We start from the raw sequence: 23,522 nt of genomic DNA on the forward strand, positions 1-23,522 counted from the left end.
CATCGCGAGCAAGCCCGCTCCCACCGAATACTAAGGGTTAACGAATCGCCTTCACATCCCCGGCCTTCACCTCAGCCGCCTGGTTGCCCCAACTGGTGCGGATGAAATTGACCACATCGGCCACTTCCTGATCCGACAAACGCCAGTCGAAAGCGGGCATGGTGAACGTCGATGGCGCTGTATGCGTTGCAGGCAACGTCCCTCCCTTAAGCACGATATGTATCAACGACGTCGGGTCGGCCGACTGCAATACCGGGTTGCCCGCCAGGGCAGGGAACACACGGGTATAGCCGTGACCGTCGGTACGATGGCAAGCCGCACAGTTGTCGATGTACACCGCAGCGCCACGCTTGCTGTCATCACCGTTCCACAGGGCATCCGCCACTGCCGGGTTGTACTGATGCGGTTTGTCAGCCGGATTCACCGCTGGCAACGACTTCAGGTAACGGGCAATGGCCGTCAGATCAGCGTCGGACATGTACTGCATGCTGTGTACGATCACATCGCTCATGCCGCCAAATACCGCACTGCGATCACTGCGGCCGGTCTTGAGGAACTGCACCAGCTGGTCTTCGCTCCAGCTGCCCAGACCGTCCTTGTGATCACCGCGCAGGTTCTTCGCGATCCAGCCTTCCAGCGGGGCACTGCCTGACAGAAATGCCGGGCTATCACTGGCACTCAAGGCTTTTTCCTGCATGGTCAGGGCCCGTGGCGTATGGCATGCACCGCAGTGGCCCAAGCCTTCCACCAGATACGCCCCACGGCTAACTACCGCGTCCTGCCCGGCTTGCGGCTTGAAATCTTCAACCGCAGGGGCAAACAGCCAGCGCCAGATCGCCAGCGGCCAGCGCATGCTCAACGGCCACGGGATATCGGCTTCCTGGTTCGCTTGCTCGACAGGTTTAACGCCCTTCATGAAGTAGGTATACAACGCCCGCATATCGGCCTCGTTGACCCGAGCATAGGACGGATACGGCATGGCCGGGTACAACGTGCTGCCGTTCTGCGCAACACCGTGACGCACGGCTTTGTCGAAATCTTCAAAGCTGTAAGTGCCAATGCCGTTTTTGTCTGGCGTGATGTTAGTCGAATAAATGGTGCCGATCGGCGTCTCCATCGCCAGGCCACCGGCGAACGGCTTGCCGCCCTTGGCCGTATGGCACGCCACGCAGTCACCGGCACGGGCGAGATATTCACCTTGTTTGATCAACGCCTGCGGGTCGCTTTCAGCGGCCACCGCCGAAAAGCTGGCGAGCAGGCTCAGGGTTGCGATAACAAGTGCTTTCATGGTCATCGCTCCTTATGCCTGAACCAGTGGGCCGGGGTTCTTCAGATACTGCTCACGGATTGCCCGCGCCGACCAATAGGTCAATGCAGCCACCAGCCCCGTAGGGTTGTAGCCCAAACCTTGTGGGAAAGCCGATGCACCCGGCACAAACACGTTGTGCACGTCCCAGCTTTGCAGGTAACGGTTCAGTGCACTGGTTTTCGGGTTGGTCCCCATGATCGCTCCACCGTTAAGGTGGGTGGTCTGGTACGACGACGTATTGAAGTGGTCACCCACTTGTTTGCCGATACGCGCAATGGCCTTGGGGTTCATCGCTTCGGCGATCTTGCCCATTTTTTCCATCATGAAACGGTTCATCTTGATGTCGTTTTCTTGCCAGTCGAACGTCATGCGTAGCAACGGCTGGCCGTAGGCATCGCGATACACCGGGTCCAGATCGAGGTAGTTGCCACGGTAGGACTGATGCGCACCGTGGGCGTCCATCGACACTTGGTGAGTGTAGTAATCGGCGGTTGCACGCTTCCACGCGCTGCCCCAGGCCGGCGTACCCGGCGGGTTGGACGTGCCTGCAATCGGCCGGCTACCGGCCTGGTTGACCCACATCGGCGAGCCACCGACAAAACCGTGCGGCCCGTGGTCGAAGTTGTCGGCGTTGAAATCATCAATTGCCACGCCATTGCCGCCTGCACCGATAAAGTTATTGGTGTGCACGTCTTTGTCGAAGTAGGCCTTGATGGTGCCCATGTTCTGGTAAGCAAAGTTTTTACCGACAACACCTTCGCCGGTTTTCGGGTCATACGGCTTGCCAATGCCCGACAACAACATCAGACGCACATTGTGGAACTGGAACGCGCCCAGGATCACCAGATCGGCCTGCTGCTCGATTTCTCGGCCCAGGGCATCGATATAGGTCACGCCGGTAGCCTTGGTTTTGCTGCTGTCCAGGTTGACCCGGATCACATGGGCATTCGGGCGCAGCTCGAAGTTCGGCAACGGCTTCAGGGCAGGAAGAATGTTTACGTTGGGCGATGCCTTGGAATACATGTAGCAGACATAACCGCTGCAAAAACCGCAGAAGTTGCACGGCCCCATCTGCGCGCCATAGGGGTTGGTGTATGGCCCGGAGGTGTTTGCCGACGGCAGGTTATAAGGCTTGTAGCCAACCTCATTGGCCGCTTTCTGAAACAGCTGTGCGGAGTAGGTGTTCTTCTGCGACACCAACGGAAAGTGGTCCGAACGGTCCGGCGCATAAGGGTTGCCGCCCTTGCCTTCACCGACCCGTTGGCCATTGACGGTCCAGGCCTGACCCGACGTACCAAAAACCTTTTCGGCATAGTCGAAGAACGGCTCCAGCTCTTCGTAGCTGACGCCGAAGTCCTGGATGGTCATGTCCTTGGGGATAAAGTTCTTGCCGTAACGCTCTTCGTAATGGCTGCGCATGCGCAGTTCGATCGGGTCGACCCGAAAGTGCACACCCGACCAGTGCAAGCCTGCACCGCCCACACCGTTACCCGGCAGGAAAGCGCCCAACTGGCGGTTGGGCAGGGCCACGTCATTGACGCTATGGCGAATGGTGACGGTTTCTTTGGAGACGTCCTGGAACAGCTTTTTGCGCACGCTGTAGGTAAGTTCGTCGATGACCTGTGGATAGTTGCCGTCTGGATAGGTGTCCTGCATCGGACCGCGCTCCAGGGCCACAACATTCAGGCCGGCTTCGGTCAGCTCTTTGGCCATGATCGCGCCGGTCCAACCGAAACCAACGATTACTGCATCAACTTTTTTCATAACGGTCGACATGCTCAAGCCCTCTCGCCGCGAATGGAAACTGCCGGGAAGGGGTATTGCTCGTTGCGTTCTACCCAGTCCATGAAATCAGCGCGCGCGCCGGGGAAGCCGATCATGGTCCAGCCGATCATGCCTTTGTTGCCACCGTGAATAGGGTCGCAAAAGAAGCCTTCCTTGGTGTTTTGCAGCAAAAAGCTGAAAAACATCTTGGCCGGGACGCTATCGAATTTAGGCGTGCCGGCTTCCAGCTGTTTGAGCACTTCGTCTCGGGTAGCGCTGTCTAGCCCAGCAAATGTTGAGTTATAGGCTTTTTTGCAGAGCTCCTCCGTGGCAGCAATGCCCAGGCGATAGATCTGTTTTGGCACCAGTTTGCTCTGCCAGCCCATTTCCGGCGCAGCGTCGGCATTGAACGGCCCCTGCATAAACCACAGCGCGCCGCTGGCGTAAGGCGTGTTCATCTGACGGTCGATATATTCCGGAACGCCAACTTCGAGCGCCCCCGGGCCTTGCTCGTCAGCCGGGATCAGACGCGCGACGGCGGCGTTAACGAACGCCCACTCTTCAGCCGTGAAGTACGTTGGTTCATAGGCCGGGCCTGATGCGGCAACGGGCGGCGCAGCGACCGGTGCGGCTTGAGCGTCTGGCGTAGCCATCAGAACGGAACCACCCAGGCCCGTGCTCGCAACGGTGACCACTGGAATCAGGGTCAGGGTTTTGCGCAAAAACTCACGCCGGGGGTTGTCTTGCTCAGACATGCGGGGCACCTCATCAGGCATTCACGGATTACAGCCGCTCATGGGCAGCTTTTCGTTTTGGCAGCGATACGGGTCGAAATCGACCTGAGAAAAAAAACGCAGGCAAAGTTTGGTTACAAATACTAACAGGCCAGGCGACCAGATGAATCGTTTCATGCGTAAATTTGCCGCACCAATAGCATCAGGCCATCACTGGCTGCGCCCTCACGCTTTTTTGACAAATGCCTGACACAGTTTTGATAAGTCATCCCTCAATCTAGCGTTTCAACTTCCAAATTCTTTGTAAATGGTCGAACTGATATGCACAAAGCCCGGTTTTTTCCTGCTCTGTGCCTGACCTTGCTGGCAGCGTTTTCTGTGCCTCAGGCCTTGGCCGACGAAACAGCCCAGGCCCGGCCTGTACAGTGGGCACAGCCCATTGCCACGCAATACAACCTCTATCAAATGTCCCCGACCCTGTACCGCAGCGCACTGCCTGACAGTGCCGCGCAGCCGCTGCTGGAAAAATTACAGATAACCACCGTCATCAACTTCTTGCCTGATGCCGACAGTTCCTGGCTCAAGACTCCAGGCGTCGCTCAAGTCCAACTGCCTTATCGCACCAACCATGTAGATGACACCGATGTGCTGGCCGCGCTGCGTGCCATCCAGACGGCACAAGCACAGGGCCCTGTATTGATGCACTGCAAGCACGGTTCGGACCGTACCGGGCTGATGGCGGCGATGTACCGCGTGGTCGTGCAGGACTGGAGCAAGGAAGACGCCCTGAAAGAAATGACCCAGGGCGGCTTTGGCGAAAACTCGCACCACAAAGATGGCGAGAGCTACATGATGAAGGCGGATATCCCACAGTTGCGCGCAGCCCTGAGCAGCGGCGCCTGCAGTACCAGCCCTTTTGCTTCATGCGTGGTGAAGAACTGGCTCAAGTCCTGAAGATACCTACACGCTCGCGGGCGGCTGGCCCATAAACACCTCGAAAGACTCATGCAGCGGGCGTTCGATGCCCGGTGCATGGAAGGCTTCGCGATAGGCCAAGCCCGTTTGCGGGTTAAACACACCTTGCTGTTCAAACCTTGCAAAAACCTGCTCAGCCATCGCTTCGGCCCATTCATTGACGAAATAAGCGCCATCATGGCCCGAGACGATCGCATCGAAAGTGTTGGCAGATCGGTCGTTCTGCGCCAACGGTAACGGCTGGAGTTCATTGTGTGCACTGCGCCAGATCTCTTCCACGCTGCGGCCATCGCCCCAGGTGCGGTGCAGTTCAAAATCAAACAGCGCAAGCCCAAGCTCGCGGGCCGTTTCAAGCCAACGCTCGGCACTGCGCGCTTCAAGTACTTGGTCTATCTGCTCATAGGTCAGCTCACTGTCATGCTGGGCATGCCTGGCCAACCAGCGCAGACCGTCCCGTGACCAGCACCACTTTTCAGCGCATTTGCCTGAAAACCCGGACGCCTCAGCATTCAGTACATCCACGCGAGAAAATGCACCGTAGGGACTGCGGGTCAGCAGTTGCTTCATGCAACAACCCAACTCATGGAAAAGCAGGGTTAACTGCTGCGGCGTCAGCAGTGATGGGGAGCCAGGGGATTCGGGTGAGAAGTTGCCATAGAGAATGGCCACCGGGGTGGTCAGGTCCCCTTGCTGATTGATTCTGCGGTTACGTGCCGACTGCATCCAGCACATATTCGGCTTGGATTCACGAAGGTAAGGGTCGAGATAAAGATGCCCCATCCGAACACCTGACTCGGCCACTTCAAACAAACGAACGTCCGGGTGCCATGTATCAAACGATACCTGTTCGACCAGATCGACCGCGAAGAGGCGCTTGACGAGTAACACGATGCCTTCAAATACACGTGTGAACGCAAAATATGATTTCAATTGATCGCCCGCCAGCGGGCTTAGTTGAAGAGCGCGTTTTTGCGCCAGAAACAACAGATCCCATGGTTTGAGTCCGTCGTATTGCATGGCCGACGCCAGGGCATGCAGCTCTGCGGTTTGAGTTGAAAAAAATGCCGACTTGCGTTCAATTCGAGTGCGCAGAAAACTCAGCACCTCATCAACCGAGGTTGCCGTCTTGCCCTGCAGGCTCAGCTCGGCATGGCTGTCATACCCCAGCAGGCGCGCCTTCTGCTGACGCAGCCTGAGCAGATCATGGAGCACCGGGCCATTGCCATATTGCCCGCCTGCGGGGCCCTGCTCGGAAGCCCGCGTGTTGTAGGCCGTGAACAACTCCTCGCGCAGCGCCCTGTTTTCGCATGAGCGCATGATCGCGGTGTAGGTAGCGCGCTCCTGAAGAGTTATCAGCCAGCCTTGCAGGTCGGCGTCCGTGGCAATGTCTGCCAACTGCCCCTTGAGTTCACTCGCAAGCCCCGCAAGCAAGGACTCATCGGTAACCAGCTTGCTCCAGGATTTTCTGGATTGTCGTGCGTTTTCGTAAAAAACCCATTCCTGTCGGGATATCTCGTGGTTGAGCTCGATGAGTTCGCCTCTGCCAGAGGCTGACAGCTCACTCCCAGCCAACCGGTAGTCGCGCAGTATCTTGCCCAATAGAGCCTGCTGCGAGCGATCAAATTGCATGGCTTCAGGGCTTTCTGCCAAAGCCTTGCAGGCCAGATAAAGCTCGCGATTTTGCAAGACTTGCGCCTTGTAATTGTAGGCAGCCAGAAAACATTGGCCGATGTCTGTTTCCCATGACACTTCTCTTGGTACCTGCCCCAGTGTCGTGATGACGGCAATGGCTTCATCCAGCCGCGCCGTCAGGGCTTCCATCGGCAACACCAGACCCGACCATGTGGGTTGGGACTGGGCACTGACGATTCGGCTGATTGACTGCAGGTTGTCGGCAACAATGTGTTCGATTGCCGGCTTGAGATGTTCTAGACGTACCTTGCTGTAAAGGGGCAGAAGGGTCGCGCTCAACAGCGGGTTGGTTGGCTCCATGGCAGCATTCCTTGAAAGTTCTGCTTCATTTCGGGCTGAGTATCGGTGGGTTCTCAGCCTATTGAGACAGGGATTTCAGGGGGGCTATCTATGTAGTGCAGCCTCAAAAAGCTCAGCGTTCTGCCCATTTATACAAGGCAGCCTTGCGCTGTTCGGGGGGCAATTTACCCAGCTGTTCAACTTCGGCATAAAAACTCGGCCAGTCGCCGCCCACGTGCTTGAACAGGGCTGAGAAGGCAGGCACCCATTGATCGTAAAGACCGAAGGGCAACAATTTGGCGTTATTGAGAGGGCCATTGACCCACGCGTCATAGCGCGGATTTCCCGCCCATTGCTCATCCCGTAACTGACGATAATCACGGCGCATTCGTTCGAATGCAGCGGTTTTACGCTGCTGCATTTCGGCTGCAGGCAACGGCTGTGCATAAAGGGTCTTCAAGCGCTGGCGAGTGTCGAGCACCAGGGTGATAAATTGTTCACGTTGCTGCACATGGCTGCCGTCGGAGGGTGGCAAGCCTTGTTCGACGCGCCATTGGCGGGTGCCTTCCTGTTCCACGAAACTGGCAAAAGACTCATTGAATTCAGTGTCGTCCTTCACATAAAACTGCTGATGGGCCAGCTCGTGAAAGATCAGTGTGGCCAAGCGCTCATCACCCCAATTGAGCATGCCATTGAGGATCGGGTCATCAAACCATCCCAGGGTGGAATAGGCTTCAACGCCGCTGACAAACACGTCCATGCCCTGCTGGCGTTGCAGGGCCGCCTCGCCTCGCGCCGCTCCCTGGCTGTAATAACCCCGGTAGGCCACGCACCCGGCTATGGGAAAGCAATGGGTGACAGGGTCGAGGGAATACGCCGGGGTGGCGAAGACATTCCACACCACATACTGCCGTTTCAGGTCGGCATACAGACGATAGCTCTGGTTGTCCGGCAGGTGTAAATGCTCGCTGGCGAAGGAGCGCGCAGCCTGGGCTTTTGCCAATTGCTCACGCAACGCTGTCGGGCGCCGGGGATCAACAATCACCTTGCTCACGGGTTCACGGGCCTGCAATAAATTCCATTGGCCGGTGGCCAATTGCGAGTAGTAGCCCGCACTGGAGCAACCGCTGAGCAGAAGCGGCAAGGCAAGAACCAACAAGCCGCGAACACGCGAGGTCATAAAGCGATCCAGTAGGCGAGTGATGTGACCATAATGCACGCTATGCTTGCGTAACACTTTTTTTGGACATCATCATGCGCACGCTTTTGTGGTTGCTGGCTGCTTGTCTGCTCAGCGCCTGTACCAGCACGCCAATCCCCCCGGCTGATCCCACAATGGCCTGGGTCGACCTTGAAACCCAAACCGGCAAGCTGGTAATGGCCGAGCGTCTGGATAACAAGCGACAGGCCGATGGCCGCTATTTTCAAGTAACGCCAGGTAGCCACGAGTTGATGGTGCGCTTCGATTTCGAGGTGTTTGTCGGCGGCATGGGTATGTTCAGTGATCCACAGGAACGCCTGTGTTACGTCACCGTCGATTACGACAACTTCCAGCCCGGCCAGCGTTACCGGCTACAGGCCCGCTCACTGGGCTTCAACGCCTACGCCCGGCTGTACGACGCAACGGGCAAGGTGGTCGCCGAGGAGCGGCTGGTCAACTGCTTACCTTGAAGGCTGACGGTCGTTGTTCTGGTAGATGATTTTCTTGGTGCCGCTTTCACACGAACCAACCACCATGTTCTCGTCATGAACTTCTTCATTGCTCACGATTTCGAGGGTGTAGGACGACACATTGTTCGCCTGGATCTTGGCTTCGATTTCGGCTTTCAGTTCTTCGCACGGCTTGGGCGCCGCCAGAGCCGAGGTGGCCAAGGCGCAGCAAACTACAGCTAGAGCAAAACGTTTCATGGTGAGACTCCCTTGAGGCAGAACGCAAAGTCATGATCTGACGCGAGTAACGACCATTCGATCACATATCGCACAGCGCAGGACTGATCTGTCGCAGCCGGGTATCGATTGTGCCCCGCTAGCGGTTAGCGGGGCACACAGGTGGTGTCAGCTCACCAGCGTCGCGTCGAGGGTGATTTTGGCGTTCAGTACCTTGGACACCGGGCAGCCCTCTTTGGCTTTGGTGGTCAGTTCGTCGAATTGCGCCTGGGTGGCGCCGGGCACCTTGGCCTTGAGCACCAGATGCACGGCCGTAATTGCAAAGCCGCCGTCCACTTGATCCAGGGTTACTTCAGCAGTGGTATCGATACTGTCGGCCTTGAGGCCGGCATCACCGAGAATCATCGACAAGGCCATCGAGAAACAGCCTGCATGGGCTGCGCCGATCAGCTCTTCGGGGTTGGTGCCCTTACCGCCTTCGAACCTCGCCTTGAAGCCATAAGGCGCTTCGCGCAGCACGCCGGTTTCTGTGGAGATGGAGCCAATGCCGGTTTTAAGGTCGCCTGCCCAATGAGCCGATGCTTTCTTTTTAATACTCATGCGTGCCTCCTGAAGAACGGCGCGAAGGTTTCACGCCTTGAATGAACTAGTGAGGGTAGTTCGCCCCACAAAGTTCACCCTGTCGGACCAATCTTCATTTTTAGTAGCTCAATTCCCAGTCGACCATTGAAACTCGGGTATATGCCCATATTGCTGTAAGTACTGGCAGGTTATGCGAGCACCCTGACCTGCATCCCACCTGGAGTAGCCGGCTGATGAAACGACTGTCTGACATCAAATTCTCGACCCTCGACCTGGTCCCTGTCCGCGAAAACGGCAGTGCAGCCCAGTCGTTGCGTAATTCGCTGGATCTGGCACAGCATGTGGAAAAATTCGGCTACAACCGTTTCTGGGTAGCGGAACACCACAACATGGATGGGATTGCCAGTTCGGCGACCTCGGTGTTGATCGGTTATCTCGCCGGCGGTACGTCAACCATCCGTGTCGGCTCGGGCGGCGTGATGCTGCCCAACCATGCGCCGCTGGTTATCGCCGAGCAGTTCGGCACCCTCGAAAGCCTGTACCCGGGACGCATTGACCTGGGCCTTGGCCGCGCGCCCGGCTCGGATCAGATGACCGCCCGCGCCCTGCGTCGTGAGCGTTCGGGCAGTGCCGATGATTTCCCGCAGGATGTGGCCGAGCTGATGCGCTATCTGGGCCCACGTACTCCCGACCAACGGATCATCGCCATGCCGGGCACTGGCACCAATGTGCCGGTCTGGCTGCTGGGCTCCAGTCTGTTCAGTGCACAATTGGCCGGTGAACTGGGTTTGCCTTACGCCTTTGCATCACATTTCGCACCACGGTTGATGCATGAAGCGATTCGCGTTTATCGCAACCACTTCAAGCCTTCTGCCGTGCTGGACAAGCCCTACGTGATGTTGGGCGTGCCGCTGGTGGCTGCTGATACCGACGAGCAGGCCGAGTACCTGGCCACCTCGGTGTACCAGCGAATCCTGGCGCTGATGCGCGGGCAGAGTCTGGTGCAGCGCGCGCCGGTGGCGACGATGGACGGTTTGTGGCTGCCCCACGAAAAAGAGGCGGTGATGAGTTTCCTGGGCCTGGCGATGGTCGGCAGCCCGCAGAAGATCAAGGCCAAGCTGGACGTGCTGGTCGAGCAGACCCAGGCCGATGAGTTGATTTTTACCTGTGATCTGTACGAACACGCAGACCGCATTCACTCGTATGAATTGCTGTCGCAGGTGATGAAAGGGGCCTGACGCAAAGGGAAGTGTGGGAGCGGGCTTGCTCGCGATGGTATCGACGCGATTGATCTGAAACACCGCAGCGTGCGCATCGCGAGCAAGCCCGCTCCCACAAGATCTACTACTGCGCTGGACTTACCCGCGCTTGTAGACAATTTCTTTGGTGCCGGCTTCGCAAGAGCCCACTACCTTGCCGTCAGCGGCAGCACCTTTTTCCACAACCGTCAGCGAATAATGTCTGGCGCCGTTAGCTTCAATCTTCGCCGCGATTTCGCTTTTCAGTTCTTCGCACGGCTTGCCCGCCGCGAACGCCGTTCCTGCCAGACTCAGCAAACCTACAGCCAATAAAAGCTTTTTCATCGGTCACATTCCCCGGTCAAAACAAAAAGGGTGCAATGCGAACATGCCGCATTGCACCCAGACTGTGTAGCGGACTTTATGGCAAACGGCCAGTCCACGGGGCAAAACCTTGCCTCAAATCAACTGCTGGCAATCCTGAAGCCGATTTTGAGCGTTACCTGATAGTGCGCCACCTTGCCGTCCTTGATATGGCCGCGGGTGTCGATCACCTCGAACCATTCAAGGTGCTTGATGCTTTTGTTGGCTTCGGCCAGTGCATTACCGATGGCGTCTTCTATGCTGGTCGGGGACGAGCCTACCAATTCGACTTTCTTGTAGGTGTGATGGTCAGACATAACGTTCTCCTTTGTCGTAAATCAAAGCCTAGCAGCGAATGTGCTAAATACTTTGTAGGCAATCTAAAAGGAAAAGTTCAGGTTAACTGCACTTTCTCACGCCCCTGTAGTCCGACTTAACAAGCACCTCACTCATCAATGCAGGAGAGCCCTAATGGCTAGCAACTCTTTACGTAAAGCCTCATTGCAAAGCATGGAAGCAGAGATCGAGAGCCTGCTCAAGTCTCTTGAAAGCCTCAAGCACGACGCTTCGGACGAGTCCAAAAAGACCCTTGGCATCCTCAAGAACAACGCCGAGAACGCGCTCAAGCATTCACGTCATCTGCTCAGCGATGCGCTGGAAGAAGTGAAGGACAAAACCCGCGAAACCGCGATCGCTACCCGTGAATACGCCCAAGAGCATCCGTATGCCACCGCTGGCGTTGCCATCGGCGCACTGGGTCTGCTGGCAGCCTTCCTGTTGTGCAAGCGCGGCAATTAATCTGCGCTGCGCGCAAGCTCTGCCTTGAGCCATTGCGCAAGTTGCCTGGCGCGTCCGTCTGCGGCGCGCTTGGGCAACCATAACGTCAGTTGCCCCGGGGTTTCATTGAAGCCCCAGGGCGCAGCCAGCCGTCCTGCTTGCAGGTCCTGGGCCACCAGCGGCTCGGGAGCAATCGCTACACCCAGCCCCGCAACGGCGGCTTCCAGCAAGTAATACAAGTGTTCAAACCCCTGCCCGTATTGCAAATCCTTCATCTCAATTGCGTTTTTTTGCGCCCAGCTCGGCCATGCCTGCGGCCGCGAAGTGGTGTGCAGCAACGGTTCGTCGAGCAAGGCGCTGGCCGGGGCATGGCGCAGTTGTTCGTACCGCGCATATCGGGGACTGACCACCGGGCCAATGCGCTCGCTGGCTAATTCGTAAACCTGCATGTCTGCTGGCCAGGGTGGCTCGGCAAACACCAGCAAAGCATCCAGCCCGGGGCGACGCGGATCCAGATCGCCTTCACCGGCCGACAGGTGCAGGCGCAAGTCAGGCAAGTCGGCATTCAATCGGCCCAGGCGCGGAATAAACCAGCGCGCCAGCAAACTGCCTGAACAGCCGAGCACGAACGGAGCGTCAACCTGGCTTTGCGTGAGTTCAGCGCATACATTTCTCAAGCGCTCAAAGGCTTCGCTACTGGCATCCCGCAAGCGGATACCGGCTTCGGTAAGCTTTAGCCCGCGCCCTTCCTTGACGAACAGGCTCACCCCCAGGTGCTCTTCCAGCACTTTCAATTGCCGACTGACGGCACCGTGGGTGACGTGTAGCTGCTCAGCCGCCTGGCTGACGCTGCTCAGGCGGGCGGTGGCTTCAAAGGCACGCAGGGCATTAAGAGGGGGGAGATCGCGGCTCATGGTATCTGTGAGTTTTCCTGACAGGTTACGGCGATCTTATCGGTTTTCATCCCGGGCTGTCACGGGTACAGTCAGGCCCATAGACCTTCGCCATTTTTTATCTGGAGCGTCACATGACTCAATCCACTTTGCGTACCGGCCCTGATGCCAATGGCCTGTTTGGCTCATTTGGCGGCCGTTATGTGGCTGAAACCCTGATGCCGCTGATCCTTGACCTGGATCGCGAGTACGAGCTGGCGAAAAAAGACCCTGAGTTCATCAAGGAGCTGGCCTACTTCCAACGCGACTACGTGGGCCGCCCAAGCCCGCTGTACTTCGCCGAGCGGCTGACCGAGTTCTGTGGCGGCGCCAAGATCTACCTCAAGCGCGAAGAGCTGAACCACACCGGCGCCCACAAGATCAACAACTGCATCGGCCAGATCCTGCTGGCACGGCGCATGGGCAAAAAACGCATCATCGCCGAGACCGGCGCCGGCATGCACGGCGTGGCCACTGCCACCGTGGCTGCGCGCTTTGGCCTGCAGTGCGTGATCTACATGGGCACCACCGACATCGAGCGCCAGCAGGCCAACGTGTTCCGCATGAAGCTGCTGGGCGCCGAAGTGATCCCGGTGGTGGCCGGCACCGGCACCCTCAAAGATGCAATGAACGAAGCCTTGCGTGACTGGGTGACCAACGTTGACAGCACCTTTTACCTGATCGGCACCGTGGCTGGCCCGCATCCTTACCCGGCGATGGTGCGCGACTTCCAGGCCGTGATCGGCAAGGAAACCCGCGACCAGATGCAAGCACAGGAAGGCCGCCTGCCGGACAGCCTGGTGGCATGCATCGGCGGTGGCTCCAACGCCATGGGCCTGTTCCACCCGTTCCTGGATGACACCAGCGTTGAAATCATCGGCGTAGAAGCCGCCGGCTACGGTATCGAAACCGGCAAGCACGCAGCCAGCCTCAATGGCGGCGAACCGGGCGTGCTGCACGGCAACCGTACCTTCCTGTTGCAGGACGACGATGGCCAGATCATCGACGCCCATTCGATTTCCGCAGGCCTGGACTACCCGGGCATCGGCCCTGAACACGCCTGGTTGCACGATATCGGTCGTGTCCAATACACCTCGGTGACCGACGCTGAGGCGCTGGATGCCTTCCACAAATGCTGCCGCCTTGAAGGCATCATCCCGGCCCTGGAAAGCGCCCACGCGCTGGCCGAAGTGTTCAAGCGAGCACCGACCCTGCCGGCCGATCACCTGATGGTGGTCAACCTTTCGGGTCGCGGCGACAAAGACATGCAAACCGTGATGCACCACATGGAACAGTCTCAACAGGAGCAACACTGATGAGCCGCCTGCAAACGCGCTTTACCGCTCTCAAGGAACAAAACCGCGCGGCGCTGGTGACCTTTGTCACCGCCGGTGACCCGGATTACGACACCTCGCTGGCCATCCTCAAAGGCTTGCCGGCAGCAGGCGCCGATGTGATCGAACTGGGCATGCCCTTCACCGATCCGATGGCCGACGGCCCGGCGATTCAACTGGCCAACATCCGTGCGTTGGGTGCCAAGCAGAACCTGGCAAAAACCCTGCAGATGGTTCGTGAATTTCGTACCGGTAACAACGACACTCCGCTGGTGCTGATGGGCTATTTCAACCCGATCCACCACTATGGCGTGGCGCGTTTTATCGCCGAAGCCAAAGAGTCGGGCGTAGACGGCCTGATCGTGGTCGACATGCCACCCGAGCACAACAGCGAGCTGTGCGACCCGGCGCAGGCTGCAGGCCTGGACTTTATCCGCCTGACCACGCCAACCACAGACGACGTGCGCCTGCCGACCGTATTGGCTGGCAGTTCGGGCTTTGTGTATTACGTTTCGGTGGCGGGCGTGACCGGTGCCGGTTCGGCCACCACGGAACAGGTGGGCGCGGCTATCGCGCGTCTGCGTCGGCATACTGATTTGCCGATCAGCGTGGGCTTTGGTATCCGTACCCCTGAACAGGCTGCGGCAATTGCCCGCCTGGCCGATGGCGTGGTGGTGGGCTCGGCCCTGATCGACAAGATCGAGAATGCAGCGACGCCTGAACAGGCGGTGGATGGTGTGCTGAGTTTGTGTGCAGCGCTGGCTGAAGGTGTACGTAGCGCCCGCTAGATCAAGAGCCCCTCTCCCGGAGGGAGAGGGGACTGATTGGGGGATGTCACCACACATCGGCTCCCTCTCCCCCCCGGGAGAGGGCTGGGGTGAGGGCAAGAGGCTTACACAGTATTACTTCTGCGTCCCGTCATCATGCAGCAGGTTAGCCTGGGTCAGGTTGCTGCCTGCCGGTACGCTGCGGGTCAACCATACGTTGCCACCAATGGTCGAACCCTGACCAATGGTGATACGCCCCAAAATCGTCGCTCCCGCATAAATCACCACATCATCCTCAACGATCGGATGACGTGGATGGCCTTTTTGCAGCTGTCCCGACTCATCCGCCGGGAACCGCTTGGCACCCAACGTCACCGCCTGATAAATCCGCACACGCTCGCCAATAATCGCAGTTTCACCAATCACCACGCCCGTGCCGTGATCGATAAAGAAACTGCGGCCAATCTGCGCGCCGGGGTGAATGTCGATCCCCGTGGCCGAATGGGCGATTTCTGCGCTGATCCGCGCCAGCAACGGTAGCCCGGCACGGTACAGGTGGTGCGCCAACCGGTGATGAATCACCGCCAGAATTCCCGGGTAGCACAGCAGCACTTCATCGACGCTGCGCGCCGCCGGGTCACCGTGGTAAGCGGCCAGTACGTCAGTATCGAGAATGCTGCGCAAACCCGGCAAAGCCAGGGCAAAGTCCTGAATCAGCAAGGTCGCCGTCGCATCCACTCCCTCATCCGGCAACCCGCCCTGACGCGCGACATAACGCAACTCCAGCCGGGCCTGGGTCAGCAACGCATTGAGGGCTACGTCCAGGGTGTGGCCCACGTAGAAATCTTCGCTCTCTTCACGCAGGTCCACCGGGCCCAAACGCATCGGAAACAAAGCACCGCAAAGAGCTTCAAGAATATCGGCCATTGCAGCACGCGACGGCAGCTCGCGACCGCCCTGTTCGCCACTGACGCGGCCGTTTTGCGTACGCCACTGGTTTCGCGCCGCGCGCAGTTGGCAGACGATGGCCTGCAATTGCCAAGGATTGGAACGATCACTCACGATGAATACTCCGCACGCTGGCGGCTGGATCAACCAGCCGCGAATAGGCAATGATTTTACGGTATCAAAACGTTTGCGACTCCGGCAATCAAGCCTTAACGCCGGCGCCAGAGGCGCCAACCCACCGCGGCGCTGATCAACAGTAGCAACCCGCCCAAAATGGCCATGCTCAAGCCGTGATAGCTGAATAGCGGCTTTTCGATGCGAATGTACCCGGGCTCGGCAAATAACTCGCGCAGTGCGGCATTTGCCTGCTCCAGGTTAATGGCCTGCAACTGCCGGGCAGGGTCGGCAAAACGGCCTTCATCGTAGTCTCCCAGCGAGGCCCAGTAGTAATCAGCCAGCGCACTGCTGCCTTGCACCGTCCACGCCTGACGGGAAATGGCCGTTTGCTTGAGTCGGGCAAACACCTGCGGATCCAGCCCGTCCTTGAGCAGCCGTGACGTGAGTTGCTGCATCACCTCACGGGCCCTGGGCACGTTCTCGCGTTCAAGATCCGCATTCAGACTCAGAAAACTCACGCCGCCAAACACCTCGCGCTCAGCCCAGGGGCCGTAAGACAAGCCGTGCTTGAGCCGCAGTTCGCTGTACAGCGCCCACTCCAGATAATCGCGCAGCAGGGTCCAGGTTTCATCGGATTGCCCTTCGATAACCGGTTCGGGCAGCAACCAGTGCAGGGTTGCCGTATCGCCGACCACACCGCGCACCAGCTCGCGCTCTGCGTCGGCCTTGGCATCGATGGCGGCCAGGGGACGGTGCTCGCTGGGGTCAACCGGCTCGAGGGCACCGTAGGCTCGCTCAAGATAAGCTGGCAAGAAACGGTCAAGGTCGCCGACGATAATCAGCGTCATGTTGTTGGGCGCGTACCACTTCTGGCGTACAGCCTCTAGCTGCTGGCGGGTAAGGTCATGCACTTCGGCCCGCTCGGCGCACTTCAGGCCCAATTCGACAGCCAGCTGGTTGCTGGCGCTGTGGCCCAGGTCCTGACGGTCCAGCCAGCGCTGCAAGTGCGAATAATGGCCGCCGTCTTCGCGCTCGACCACCTGTTTGGCGTCGCTGATACGTTGTTCGGTCAGCTGGGTGCGGGTCAGCAACCCCAGCAGCAGGTCGAGAATCTTGCGCTGATTTTTTGCCGGAGCCTCGATTACAAAGGTGGTATCGGCGCTGCTGGTAAAAGCGTTCCATTCGCCCCCCAACGCTTGCATGCGCTCCTCCAGCCCCCCTTCACCGGTGTCGTCGATGCCGCTGAAGAGCAAATGTTCCAGCAGATGGGGCAATTGCTGATCGGCGCAGGAAAAGTCATCCATACCCACCCCCACCACCAGCCGAATAGCCACATGATCGCGATCGTTGTTGGGTTTGAGGATCAGTTGCAGACCATTGGGCAGTTGATAGCCCTCAACGCTGTAGCGATCCAGGGCAAAGCCTTGGGCAGCGCCAAGCAGCAAGCAGATAAACAGCAGGCAACGCATAAAAAATCCCTGAATTCTCGAATCCTTGAGCCCGTGCAGCTTAGTCGCTGCATAACGGCTGACAACAGCCCGACGTACAACGTTCAAGGCGAATGTTGCGTGTCGGCTGCGTCATCCAGCTCCAGGGCCCCGGTTTCAGAGGTCTCCAGCACCACGTAGGCGCTGCCGCAAAACAGCGAGTTAAGGCGTTTCATGTCCGCGATCAGCTCCAGATGCATAGAACTGGTCTCGATACTTTGTGTGACTTTACGCTGCAAGCGACTTACGTGAGCGTGGGCCAAACGCCGCTCCTGGGCGCGAAAGCGGCGTTTTTCACGCAGCAATTGGCGGGCGTTCTGCGGGTCGGAATTGAGAAACACCGTCAGCCCAAGACGCAAATTATCGATTAACTGGGTTTGCAGGCCCACCAGCTCCTCCAGCCCTGTTTCTGAAAATGACCGGCGCTGGGAGGTTTTCTGCTGCTGGACTTTGCGCAGCATGCGTTCGATTACATCACTGGCAAGTTTGAGGTTGATCGCCAGTTCGATGATTTCAGCCCAGCGCCGACTGTCCTGCTCGCTTAAATCCTCCCGAGGCATTTGTGCCAGATAGAGTTTTACCGCGCTGTAGAGCACTTCGACTTCATCGCTCAACGTGCGCATTTCCGCGGTGATAGCCGTTTGCTTGCCGCGTAGAACGTCGAGCATATTGACCAACATGGTGTCGATCAGGTCGCCAATGCGCAGGGTTTCGCGCACTGCATTGGCTAGCGCCAGGCTCGGTGTATCGAGGGCGGCGGGGTCCAGGTGGCGCGGTTTGGCGACACCGTTGGTTTGCTCGCGCTCAGGCAGCAGCCAGGCGCAAATGCGCGCCATCAGGCCTACTGTCGGCAACATCAAGAAACAGCGGGCGGTGTTGTAGAGCAGATGGAAGCCGATCACCAACTCCTGGGCGCTATAGCTCAGGCTGTCCATCCAGGCCACCAGCGGGTCGAGCACGGGCATGATCAACAACAGGCCGATCAGCTTGTACAGCAGGCTCCCCAATGCCACCTGCCGGCCCGCTGCGTTCTGCATATTGGTACTGAGAAACGCCAGTATGCCGCTGCCGATATTGGCGCCAATCACCAGGCCGATGGCCACATGCAGGCTGATAACCCCCGCGCCCGCCAATGTGGCGGTCAGCAGCACGGCCGCCAGGCTTGAGTAAGACACCATGGCGAACAGGGCGCCAACCAGGGCATCGAGCAGAATATCGCCGGTCAAAGAAGCAAAAATCACCTTCACGCCTTGAGCATGGGTGATGGGTGTGGCGGCTTCGACAATCAATTGCAACGCCAGGATGATCAAGCCCAGGCCAATGCCCACCCGCCCCAGTTGCCCGGCACGGGTTTGCTTGCGGGTCAAAAAGAAAATCACACCCAGAAAAATCAACAGCGGCGACAGCCACGACAGGTCGAAGGTCAGCACCCGCGCCATCAAGGCCGTACCGACATCCGCACCGAGCATGGTGGCCAGCGCGGGAGTGAGCGCCATCAGCCCCTGGCCGACAAAGGAAGTGACCAGCATGGCCGTGGCGTTGCTGCTCTGCACCATGGCGGTAACCACGATCCCCGCGACAAAGGCAAACATGCGCCTGGAGACGTTTTGCCCGATGACATGGCGCAGGTTGGTACCGTAGACCCGCAAGATGCCGGTACGGACGATATGCGTGCCCCAGATGAGCAAGGCCACGGCGGAAAGCAGATTGAGCAGGGTCAGCATGCTGGCTCCCTGTGGTAGATGTGTCTAAGGATCAGATAGCTGCGGGCCGTTCCTACAGATGTTTCTTAAGATGTAGTCGGCAATTGAGCAGAGCGCCAGCATCGCATAGCAGGGGCAGGGTTGAAAGATTAATACCTCGTAGCAGCTGCCGAGGAACGAAGGCTGCGTCCGGCTGCGCAGCAGTCGTAAAATCGGCGATTGCGGTGTGTCAGGCACACCATAGGCTCAGACTTTACGACCGCTTCGCGCTCGAACGCAGCCTTCGTTCCTCGGCAGCTGCTACGCGATTGCTGTGTTACAGCGTACTGAACAGCGGGAATGTGCCCAGCAGCAGCGCGGCGACCATGATGCACAGGCACACCAGAATCGCCCACTTGAGGGTGAAACGCTGGTGATCGCCAAACTCGATACCGGCCAGGGCTACCAGCAGGTAGGTCGAGGGCACCAGCGGGCTGAGCAAATGCACTGGCTGGCCGACAATTGAGGCACGGGCCATTTCGGCGGCAGTGATGCCGTAGTGGCTGGCCGCTTCGGCCAATACAGGCAGTACCCCGTAGTAGAACGCATCGTTGGACATGAAGAAGGTGAAGGGCATGCTCACCAGCGCGGTGATCACCGCCAGATACGGCCCGAGCGCAGGCGGAATCACGGCCAACAGGCTTTTGGACATGGCATCGACCATCCCGGTGCCCGACAGGATGCCAGTGAAGATACCCGCGGCAAAAATCAGCCCAACCACTGCCAGGACACTGCCAGCATGGGCCGCTACACGGTCTTTTTGCTGTTGCAGGCAAGGATAGTTGACGATCATCGCGATACTGAACGCGACCATAAACAACACGGGCAGAGGCAGCAGGCCGGCAATCAGCGCGATCATCAGCGCCAGGGTCAATGCACCGTTGAACCAGATCAGTTTAGGTCGACGTGCATCTGGATACTGCGACACGCTGATTTCGCTGTGGTCGACTTCATCGCCGTGCAGGTGCAATTCGCCCAGACGCGCACGCTCGCGCTTGCCGTAGAACCAGGCGATGACCAGGATCGCTGCGCAGCCGGCGAGCATGGCCGGGATCATCGGTACAAAAATATCCGAAGGATCGACGTGCAGCGCACTGGCCGCCCGTGCAGTCGGGCCGCCCCAGGGCGTCATGTTCATCACGCCGCCGGCCAGGATGATCAGGCCGGCCATGATCCGCGGGCTCATCCCGATACGGCTGTAGAGCGGCAGCATGGCCGCTACGCAAATCATGTAGGTGGTCGCGCCGTCGCCATCCAGGGACACCACCAGCGCCAGCACCGCCGTGCCCACCGAGATTTTCAGCGGATCACCCTTGACCAGCTTGAGGATCTTGCGCACTGCCGGGTCAAACAGACCGGAGTCGATCATCAGGGCAAAGTAGAGGATGGCGAACATCAGCATCACCCCGGTAGGGGCCAGCTTGGTGATGCCTTCGAGCATCATCGGGCCGATTTTCGGGGCAAAACCGCCGAAAACGGCAAACAGGATGGGCACCAGAATCAGGGCGATCAGGGCGGAAAGACGCTTGGTCATGATCAGGTACATGAATGTAATGACCATGGCAAAGCCAAGGAAGGTCAGCATGAAAGTCACCCTTATTGTTGTAGTAAGGCGCTGACCGCGGGTTGTACGCGTGGCAGGCCAACCGGTCTGTTGCCGGTAATGACTCGATGCTAGAGAGGGAAGCTTTCAGCCAGCTTTCGCTGGCAAAAGTTCTTACAGAAGGGAGAGTTGCATAAATCCTTGTAGCAGCTGCCGAAGGAACGAGGCAGCTGCTACAAAGAGCGGGATTTAATCCAGCTTGAGGACTTTGGCCAGGACGATTTTCGGACCTTTCATCTTTTTGATGATGATGCGCAGGCCTTCGACTTCCAGTTGTTCTTCTTCGGCCGGAACCCGCTTGAGGGTGTCGTAGATCAGGCCCGCGACGGTTTCGGCTTCAACGTGGTCAAGGTCCACACCCAGCAAGCGTTCAATCTTGAACAACGGCGTGTCGCCGCGCACCAGCAGCTTGCCAGGCTGATACGACAGAATGCCGCGCTCGGCCTTGCGGTGTTCGTCCTGGATATCACCTACCAGCACTTCCAGCACGTCCTCCATGGTCAGGTAGCCCACCACCTTGCCGTCAGCTTCTTCAACCAGGGCAAAGTGCGCGCCGCCCTTGCGGAACTGCTCAAGCAACTGACTCAGCGGCATATGCCGCGACACCCGCTCCAGCGGTCGGGTCAGTTCTTCAAGGTTGAAGGTTTCGGGCAAGTGGTCCAGGTCGGCCAGTTCCAGCAGCAGATCCTTGATGTGCAGCAAACCGACGAAGGTGTTGGTGTCGGCATCATAGACCGGGTAGCGGCTGAATTTGTGGCGACGGAACAGCGCCAGGATGTCCTTGAGCGGCGCCTTGGAATCCAGGGTCACCAGGTCTTCGCGGGAGTTGGCCCAGTCGACCACTTCCAGCTCGCCCATTTCCACGGCAGAAGCCAGCACGCGCATGCCCTGGTCGCTCGGATCCTGGCCACGGCTGGAGTGCAGGATCAGCTTGAGTTCTTCACGGCTGTAAGCGTGATCGTGATGGGCACCGGGCTCACCCTGGCCGGCAATACGCAAAATCGCGTTGGCACTGGCGTTGAGCAGGTAAATCGCCGGGTACATGGCCCAGTAGAACAGGTACAGCGGCACGGCGGTCCACAGCGACAGGGTCTCTGGCTTGCGGATGGCCCAGGACTTGGGCGCCAGCTCACCGACCACGATGTGCAGGTAGGAAATGATAAAGAAGGCGGTAAAGAACGATACGCCCTTGATCACTTCAGGCGACGAGACACCGATGGCGCCCAGCAGCGGCTCCAGGATATGGGCGAACGCCGGCTCGCCGACCCAGCCCAGGCCCAGCGAGGCCAGGGTGATACCCAGCTGGCAGGCAGACAGGTAGGCGTCGAGCTGGTTATGCACGGTGCGCAGGATCTGCCCGCGCCAGCCGTTGTCTTCGGCTATCGCCTCAACCCGGGTGGAGCGCAATTTGACCATGGCAAATTCGGCCGCAACGAAAAAACCGTTGAGCAAAACCAGGATCAAAGCAAAAAGAATCATGCCGAAGTCGGCGAAGAGTGTCGCGAGGGTCAAGCCAGGGGAAGGGTCCATGATGGAGTTTTACGGGTTCCGTCGTTACAGATAGGGAGGTATGGCCAAACAATGTAACGGCTGATGTAGCCCTTGCCTAGTGGGAAAGGGCTACAGGGCCTAGTCAATAAGTGTCTTTGGCTGGGGTTTTGTCACCTGGCCCGGTGCGAAATGGCAGGTGAAGGTGCTGCCGTGTCCCAATACGCTGCTGATCTCCAGCCGCGCGCGGTGGCGCAGCAACACATGCTTGACGATCGCCAGGCCCAGCCCGGTACCGCCGGTGCTGGCGTTGCGGCTGGAGTCGACACGGTAGAAGCGTTCCGTCAGGCGCGGCAAATGCTTGTTGTCGATGCCCACGCCCGAGTCCTGCACGCTCAAGTGGGCGCCTGCGCTGTCTGCCCACCAGCGAATGCGTACGCTGCCGCCATCGGGGGTGTATTTGACGGCGTTGAACACCAGGTTGGAGAACGCGCTGCGCAATTCGGCTTCGCTGCCCTTGAGCGCGCAATCGGCTTCCACGTCCAGGGTGATCGTCTGGTTGCGCTGACCGGACAACGCCTGGGCGTCGCTCTTGATCGAACGCAGCAAGCTGTCGATGGCCACCGGCTGGTTATCCGAGGGGTAGTCCGTGGCCTCCAGCTTGGCCAGCAACAGCAGGTCGTTGAGCAGGGTCTGCATGCGTTCACCCTGTTGCTGCATTTGCGACAGGGGGCGCTTCCAGCGCGGGTTTACGTCGTCGACGTTATCGAGCAGGGTTTCAAGATAGCCACAGATCACCGTCAACGGCGTACGCAGTTCATGGGACACGTTGGCGATAAAGTCTTTGCGCATCTGCTCCAGTTGATGAATGCGCGTCACGTCGCGCACCAGCATCAGGTGTTCGTTGTTGCCGTAGCGGGTGATATAGAGCTGGATGCGCAAGTGATCGTTGACCGGCGAGGGGATATCCAGCGGTTCGCCATAATTACCTTGCTCGAAGTATTCCTTGAAGCGCGGGTGGCGTACCAGGTTGGTCACTGGCTGGCCGCTGTCCTGTGGCGTCTTGAGACCCAGCAGGGTCTCTGCGGCGAGGTTCCACCACTCCAGGTTGCCGTCACTGTCGAGCATGATCACCGCGTCCTTGAGCGCCGCCGTGGACTCTTGCACGCGATCGATCACCGCTTGCAGTCGCCCGCGTACGCGCTGGTCACGGCGCTGCAGGTGGTAGATGCTGTCGAACACCTCGCCCCACAAACCGTAGCCATCGGGCGGTGCTTCGTCGGGTTTGTGCTGGCGCAGCCACTCGTGCAGGCGCAGCAACTGCTTGAGGGTCCAGCCCAGATAGAACGCCAGGCCAATGGCCAGGCTCCAGCCGTAATAGCCACTGATCAGCCCGACCAGCAGGCAGCCAGTGACCAAAAGCAACAAATGACGGATCAGAGTGCCATGCCAGTTTTGATTCACGTCGCGCGAGTCCTTGCTTGCCGCTGGATCAGTGAGAGCC

The 23,522-nt window shown here is 58.7% G+C and carries 22 protein-coding genes; 6 read left to right on the forward strand and 16 right to left on the reverse strand.

Features of this window, described 5'->3' with window-relative positions; genetic code table 11:
* Positions 1 to 37: 37 nt before the first annotated feature.
* Genes GHN92_RS05540 through GHN92_RS05550 form a run of 3 tightly spaced genes read right to left on the reverse strand, consistent with a single transcriptional unit; the run spans position 38 to position 3,828 of the window.
* Positions 38 to 1,288, reverse strand: a complete 1,251-nt coding sequence (locus GHN92_RS05540; protein ID WP_153379658.1) for a cytochrome c — start codon at positions 1,286 to 1,288, stop codon at positions 38 to 40.
* A gap of 12 nt (positions 1,289 to 1,300) precedes the next feature.
* Positions 1,301 to 3,085: a GMC family oxidoreductase gene (locus GHN92_RS05545; protein ID WP_094999640.1), complete on the reverse strand. Its 1,785-nt coding sequence runs from the start codon at positions 3,083 to 3,085 to the stop codon at positions 1,301 to 1,303.
* Between the two features lie 2 nt (positions 3,086 to 3,087).
* Positions 3,088 to 3,828, reverse strand: a complete 741-nt coding sequence (locus GHN92_RS05550; protein ID WP_153379660.1) for a gluconate 2-dehydrogenase subunit 3 family protein — start codon at positions 3,826 to 3,828, stop codon at positions 3,088 to 3,090.
* A 300-nt stretch (positions 3,829 to 4,128) separates the two neighbouring features.
* On the opposite strand from GHN92_RS05550, the gene GHN92_RS05555 reads away from it, so the two are divergent.
* A complete protein-coding gene (locus GHN92_RS05555; RefSeq protein WP_153379662.1) occupies positions 4,129 to 4,761 on the forward strand; it encodes a dual specificity protein phosphatase family protein in 633 nt (210 codons plus the stop codon).
* Between the two features lie 6 nt (positions 4,762 to 4,767).
* On the opposite strand, the gene GHN92_RS05560 is transcribed toward GHN92_RS05555, so the two are convergent.
* Positions 4,768 to 6,774: a M3 family metallopeptidase gene (locus GHN92_RS05560; RefSeq protein WP_094999638.1), complete on the reverse strand. Its 2,007-nt coding sequence runs from the start codon at positions 6,772 to 6,774 to the stop codon at positions 4,768 to 4,770.
* A 112-nt stretch (positions 6,775 to 6,886) separates the two neighbouring features.
* Entirely contained in the window at positions 6,887 to 7,933 is a 1,047-nt protein-coding gene (locus tag GHN92_RS05565) for an aminopeptidase (RefSeq protein WP_150629114.1), read from the reverse strand.
* A gap of 74 nt (positions 7,934 to 8,007) precedes the next feature.
* Between GHN92_RS05565 and GHN92_RS05570 the strand changes: the two genes are divergently transcribed.
* Complete coding sequence (locus GHN92_RS05570; RefSeq protein ID WP_133144125.1) at positions 8,008 to 8,424, forward strand: hypothetical protein; 417 nt, start codon at positions 8,008 to 8,010, stop codon at positions 8,422 to 8,424.
* Here GHN92_RS05570 and GHN92_RS05575 read toward each other — a convergent pair.
* Both GHN92_RS05575 and GHN92_RS05580 read right to left on the reverse strand, forming a co-directional pair.
* Positions 8,416 to 8,661 (reverse strand): DUF1161 domain-containing protein, encoded by a 246-nt coding sequence (locus GHN92_RS05575; protein WP_094999635.1) that lies wholly within the window; start codon positions 8,659 to 8,661, stop codon positions 8,416 to 8,418. The genes GHN92_RS05570 and GHN92_RS05575 overlap by 9 nt on opposite strands.
* Before the next feature lie 147 nt (positions 8,662 to 8,808).
* Positions 8,809 to 9,240, reverse strand: coding sequence for an OsmC family protein (locus GHN92_RS05580; protein WP_094999634.1), 432 nt, complete (start codon positions 9,238 to 9,240; stop codon positions 8,809 to 8,811).
* Positions 9,241 to 9,455: 215 nt separating this feature from the next.
* On the opposite strand from GHN92_RS05580, the gene GHN92_RS05585 reads away from it, so the two are divergent.
* On the forward strand, positions 9,456 to 10,460 hold the full coding sequence (locus GHN92_RS05585) for an LLM class flavin-dependent oxidoreductase (protein WP_095020613.1): 1,005 nt from the start codon (positions 9,456 to 9,458) through the stop codon (positions 10,458 to 10,460).
* A gap of 120 nt (positions 10,461 to 10,580) precedes the next feature.
* Here the strand turns inward: GHN92_RS05585 and GHN92_RS05590 are convergent, their stop codons facing one another.
* Both GHN92_RS05590 and GHN92_RS05595 read right to left on the reverse strand, forming a co-directional pair.
* Positions 10,581 to 10,805 (reverse strand): DUF1161 domain-containing protein, encoded by a 225-nt coding sequence (locus GHN92_RS05590; protein WP_094999632.1) that lies wholly within the window; start codon positions 10,803 to 10,805, stop codon positions 10,581 to 10,583.
* Between the two features lie 119 nt (positions 10,806 to 10,924).
* Positions 10,925 to 11,140, reverse strand: a complete 216-nt coding sequence (locus GHN92_RS05595) for a dodecin (RefSeq protein ID WP_094999631.1) — start codon at positions 11,138 to 11,140, stop codon at positions 10,925 to 10,927.
* A gap of 154 nt (positions 11,141 to 11,294) precedes the next feature.
* Between GHN92_RS05595 and GHN92_RS05600 the strand changes: the two genes are divergently transcribed.
* Positions 11,295 to 11,621 carry a YqjD family protein gene (locus GHN92_RS05600; protein ID WP_016782799.1) on the forward strand — a complete coding sequence of 109 codons (327 nt, stop codon included), beginning with the start codon at positions 11,295 to 11,297 and terminating at the stop codon, positions 11,619 to 11,621.
* Here the strand turns inward: GHN92_RS05600 and GHN92_RS05605 are convergent.
* Complete coding sequence (locus GHN92_RS05605) at positions 11,618 to 12,514, reverse strand: LysR family transcriptional regulator (protein ID WP_153379664.1); 897 nt, start codon at positions 12,512 to 12,514, stop codon at positions 11,618 to 11,620. The genes GHN92_RS05600 and GHN92_RS05605 overlap by 4 nt on opposite strands.
* 113 nt (positions 12,515 to 12,627) lie before the next feature.
* On the opposite strand from GHN92_RS05605, the gene trpB reads away from it, so the two are divergent.
* Complete coding sequence (gene trpB, locus GHN92_RS05610; RefSeq protein WP_095020612.1) at positions 12,628 to 13,848, forward strand: tryptophan synthase subunit beta; 1,221 nt, start codon at positions 12,628 to 12,630, stop codon at positions 13,846 to 13,848.
* Positions 13,848 to 14,654 carry a tryptophan synthase subunit alpha gene (gene trpA, locus GHN92_RS05615; protein ID WP_095038471.1) on the forward strand — a complete coding sequence of 269 codons (807 nt, stop codon included), beginning with the start codon at positions 13,848 to 13,850 and terminating at the stop codon, positions 14,652 to 14,654. Before trpB ends, trpA begins: the two co-directional genes overlap by 1 nt.
* Before the next feature lie 114 nt (positions 14,655 to 14,768).
* Here trpA and epsC read toward each other — a convergent pair whose 3' ends face one another.
* The 6 genes from epsC to phoR form a co-directional block, all read right to left on the reverse strand.
* Positions 14,769 to 15,695: a serine O-acetyltransferase EpsC gene (epsC, locus tag GHN92_RS05620; RefSeq protein ID WP_094999627.1), complete on the reverse strand. Its 927-nt coding sequence runs from the start codon at positions 15,693 to 15,695 to the stop codon at positions 14,769 to 14,771.
* Positions 15,696 to 15,790: 95 nt separating this feature from the next.
* Positions 15,791 to 17,167, reverse strand: a complete 1,377-nt coding sequence (locus GHN92_RS05625) for a pitrilysin family protein (protein ID WP_095020610.1) — start codon at positions 17,165 to 17,167, stop codon at positions 15,791 to 15,793.
* An 83-nt stretch (positions 17,168 to 17,250) separates the two neighbouring features.
* Positions 17,251 to 18,909 (reverse strand): Na/Pi cotransporter family protein, encoded by a 1,659-nt coding sequence (locus GHN92_RS05630; RefSeq protein ID WP_094999625.1) that lies wholly within the window; start codon positions 18,907 to 18,909, stop codon positions 17,251 to 17,253.
* A 295-nt stretch (positions 18,910 to 19,204) separates the two neighbouring features.
* Positions 19,205 to 20,512, reverse strand: coding sequence for a CitMHS family transporter (locus GHN92_RS05635; protein ID WP_094999624.1), 1,308 nt, complete (start codon positions 20,510 to 20,512; stop codon positions 19,205 to 19,207).
* Positions 20,513 to 20,719: 207 nt separating this feature from the next.
* Positions 20,720 to 22,060 (reverse strand): hemolysin family protein, encoded by a 1,341-nt coding sequence (locus tag GHN92_RS05640; RefSeq protein ID WP_094999623.1) that lies wholly within the window; start codon positions 22,058 to 22,060, stop codon positions 20,720 to 20,722.
* Positions 22,061 to 22,159: 99 nt separating this feature from the next.
* Positions 22,160 to 23,482, reverse strand: coding sequence for a phosphate regulon sensor histidine kinase PhoR (gene phoR, locus GHN92_RS05645; protein WP_094999622.1), 1,323 nt, complete (start codon positions 23,480 to 23,482; stop codon positions 22,160 to 22,162).
* Positions 23,483 to 23,522: the final 40 nt, after the last annotated feature.

The sequence above is a fragment of the Pseudomonas sp. FSL R10-2964 genome (genome assembly GCF_009600035.1).
GTDB lineage: Bacteria > Pseudomonadota > Gammaproteobacteria > Pseudomonadales > Pseudomonadaceae > Aquipseudomonas > Aquipseudomonas bubulae.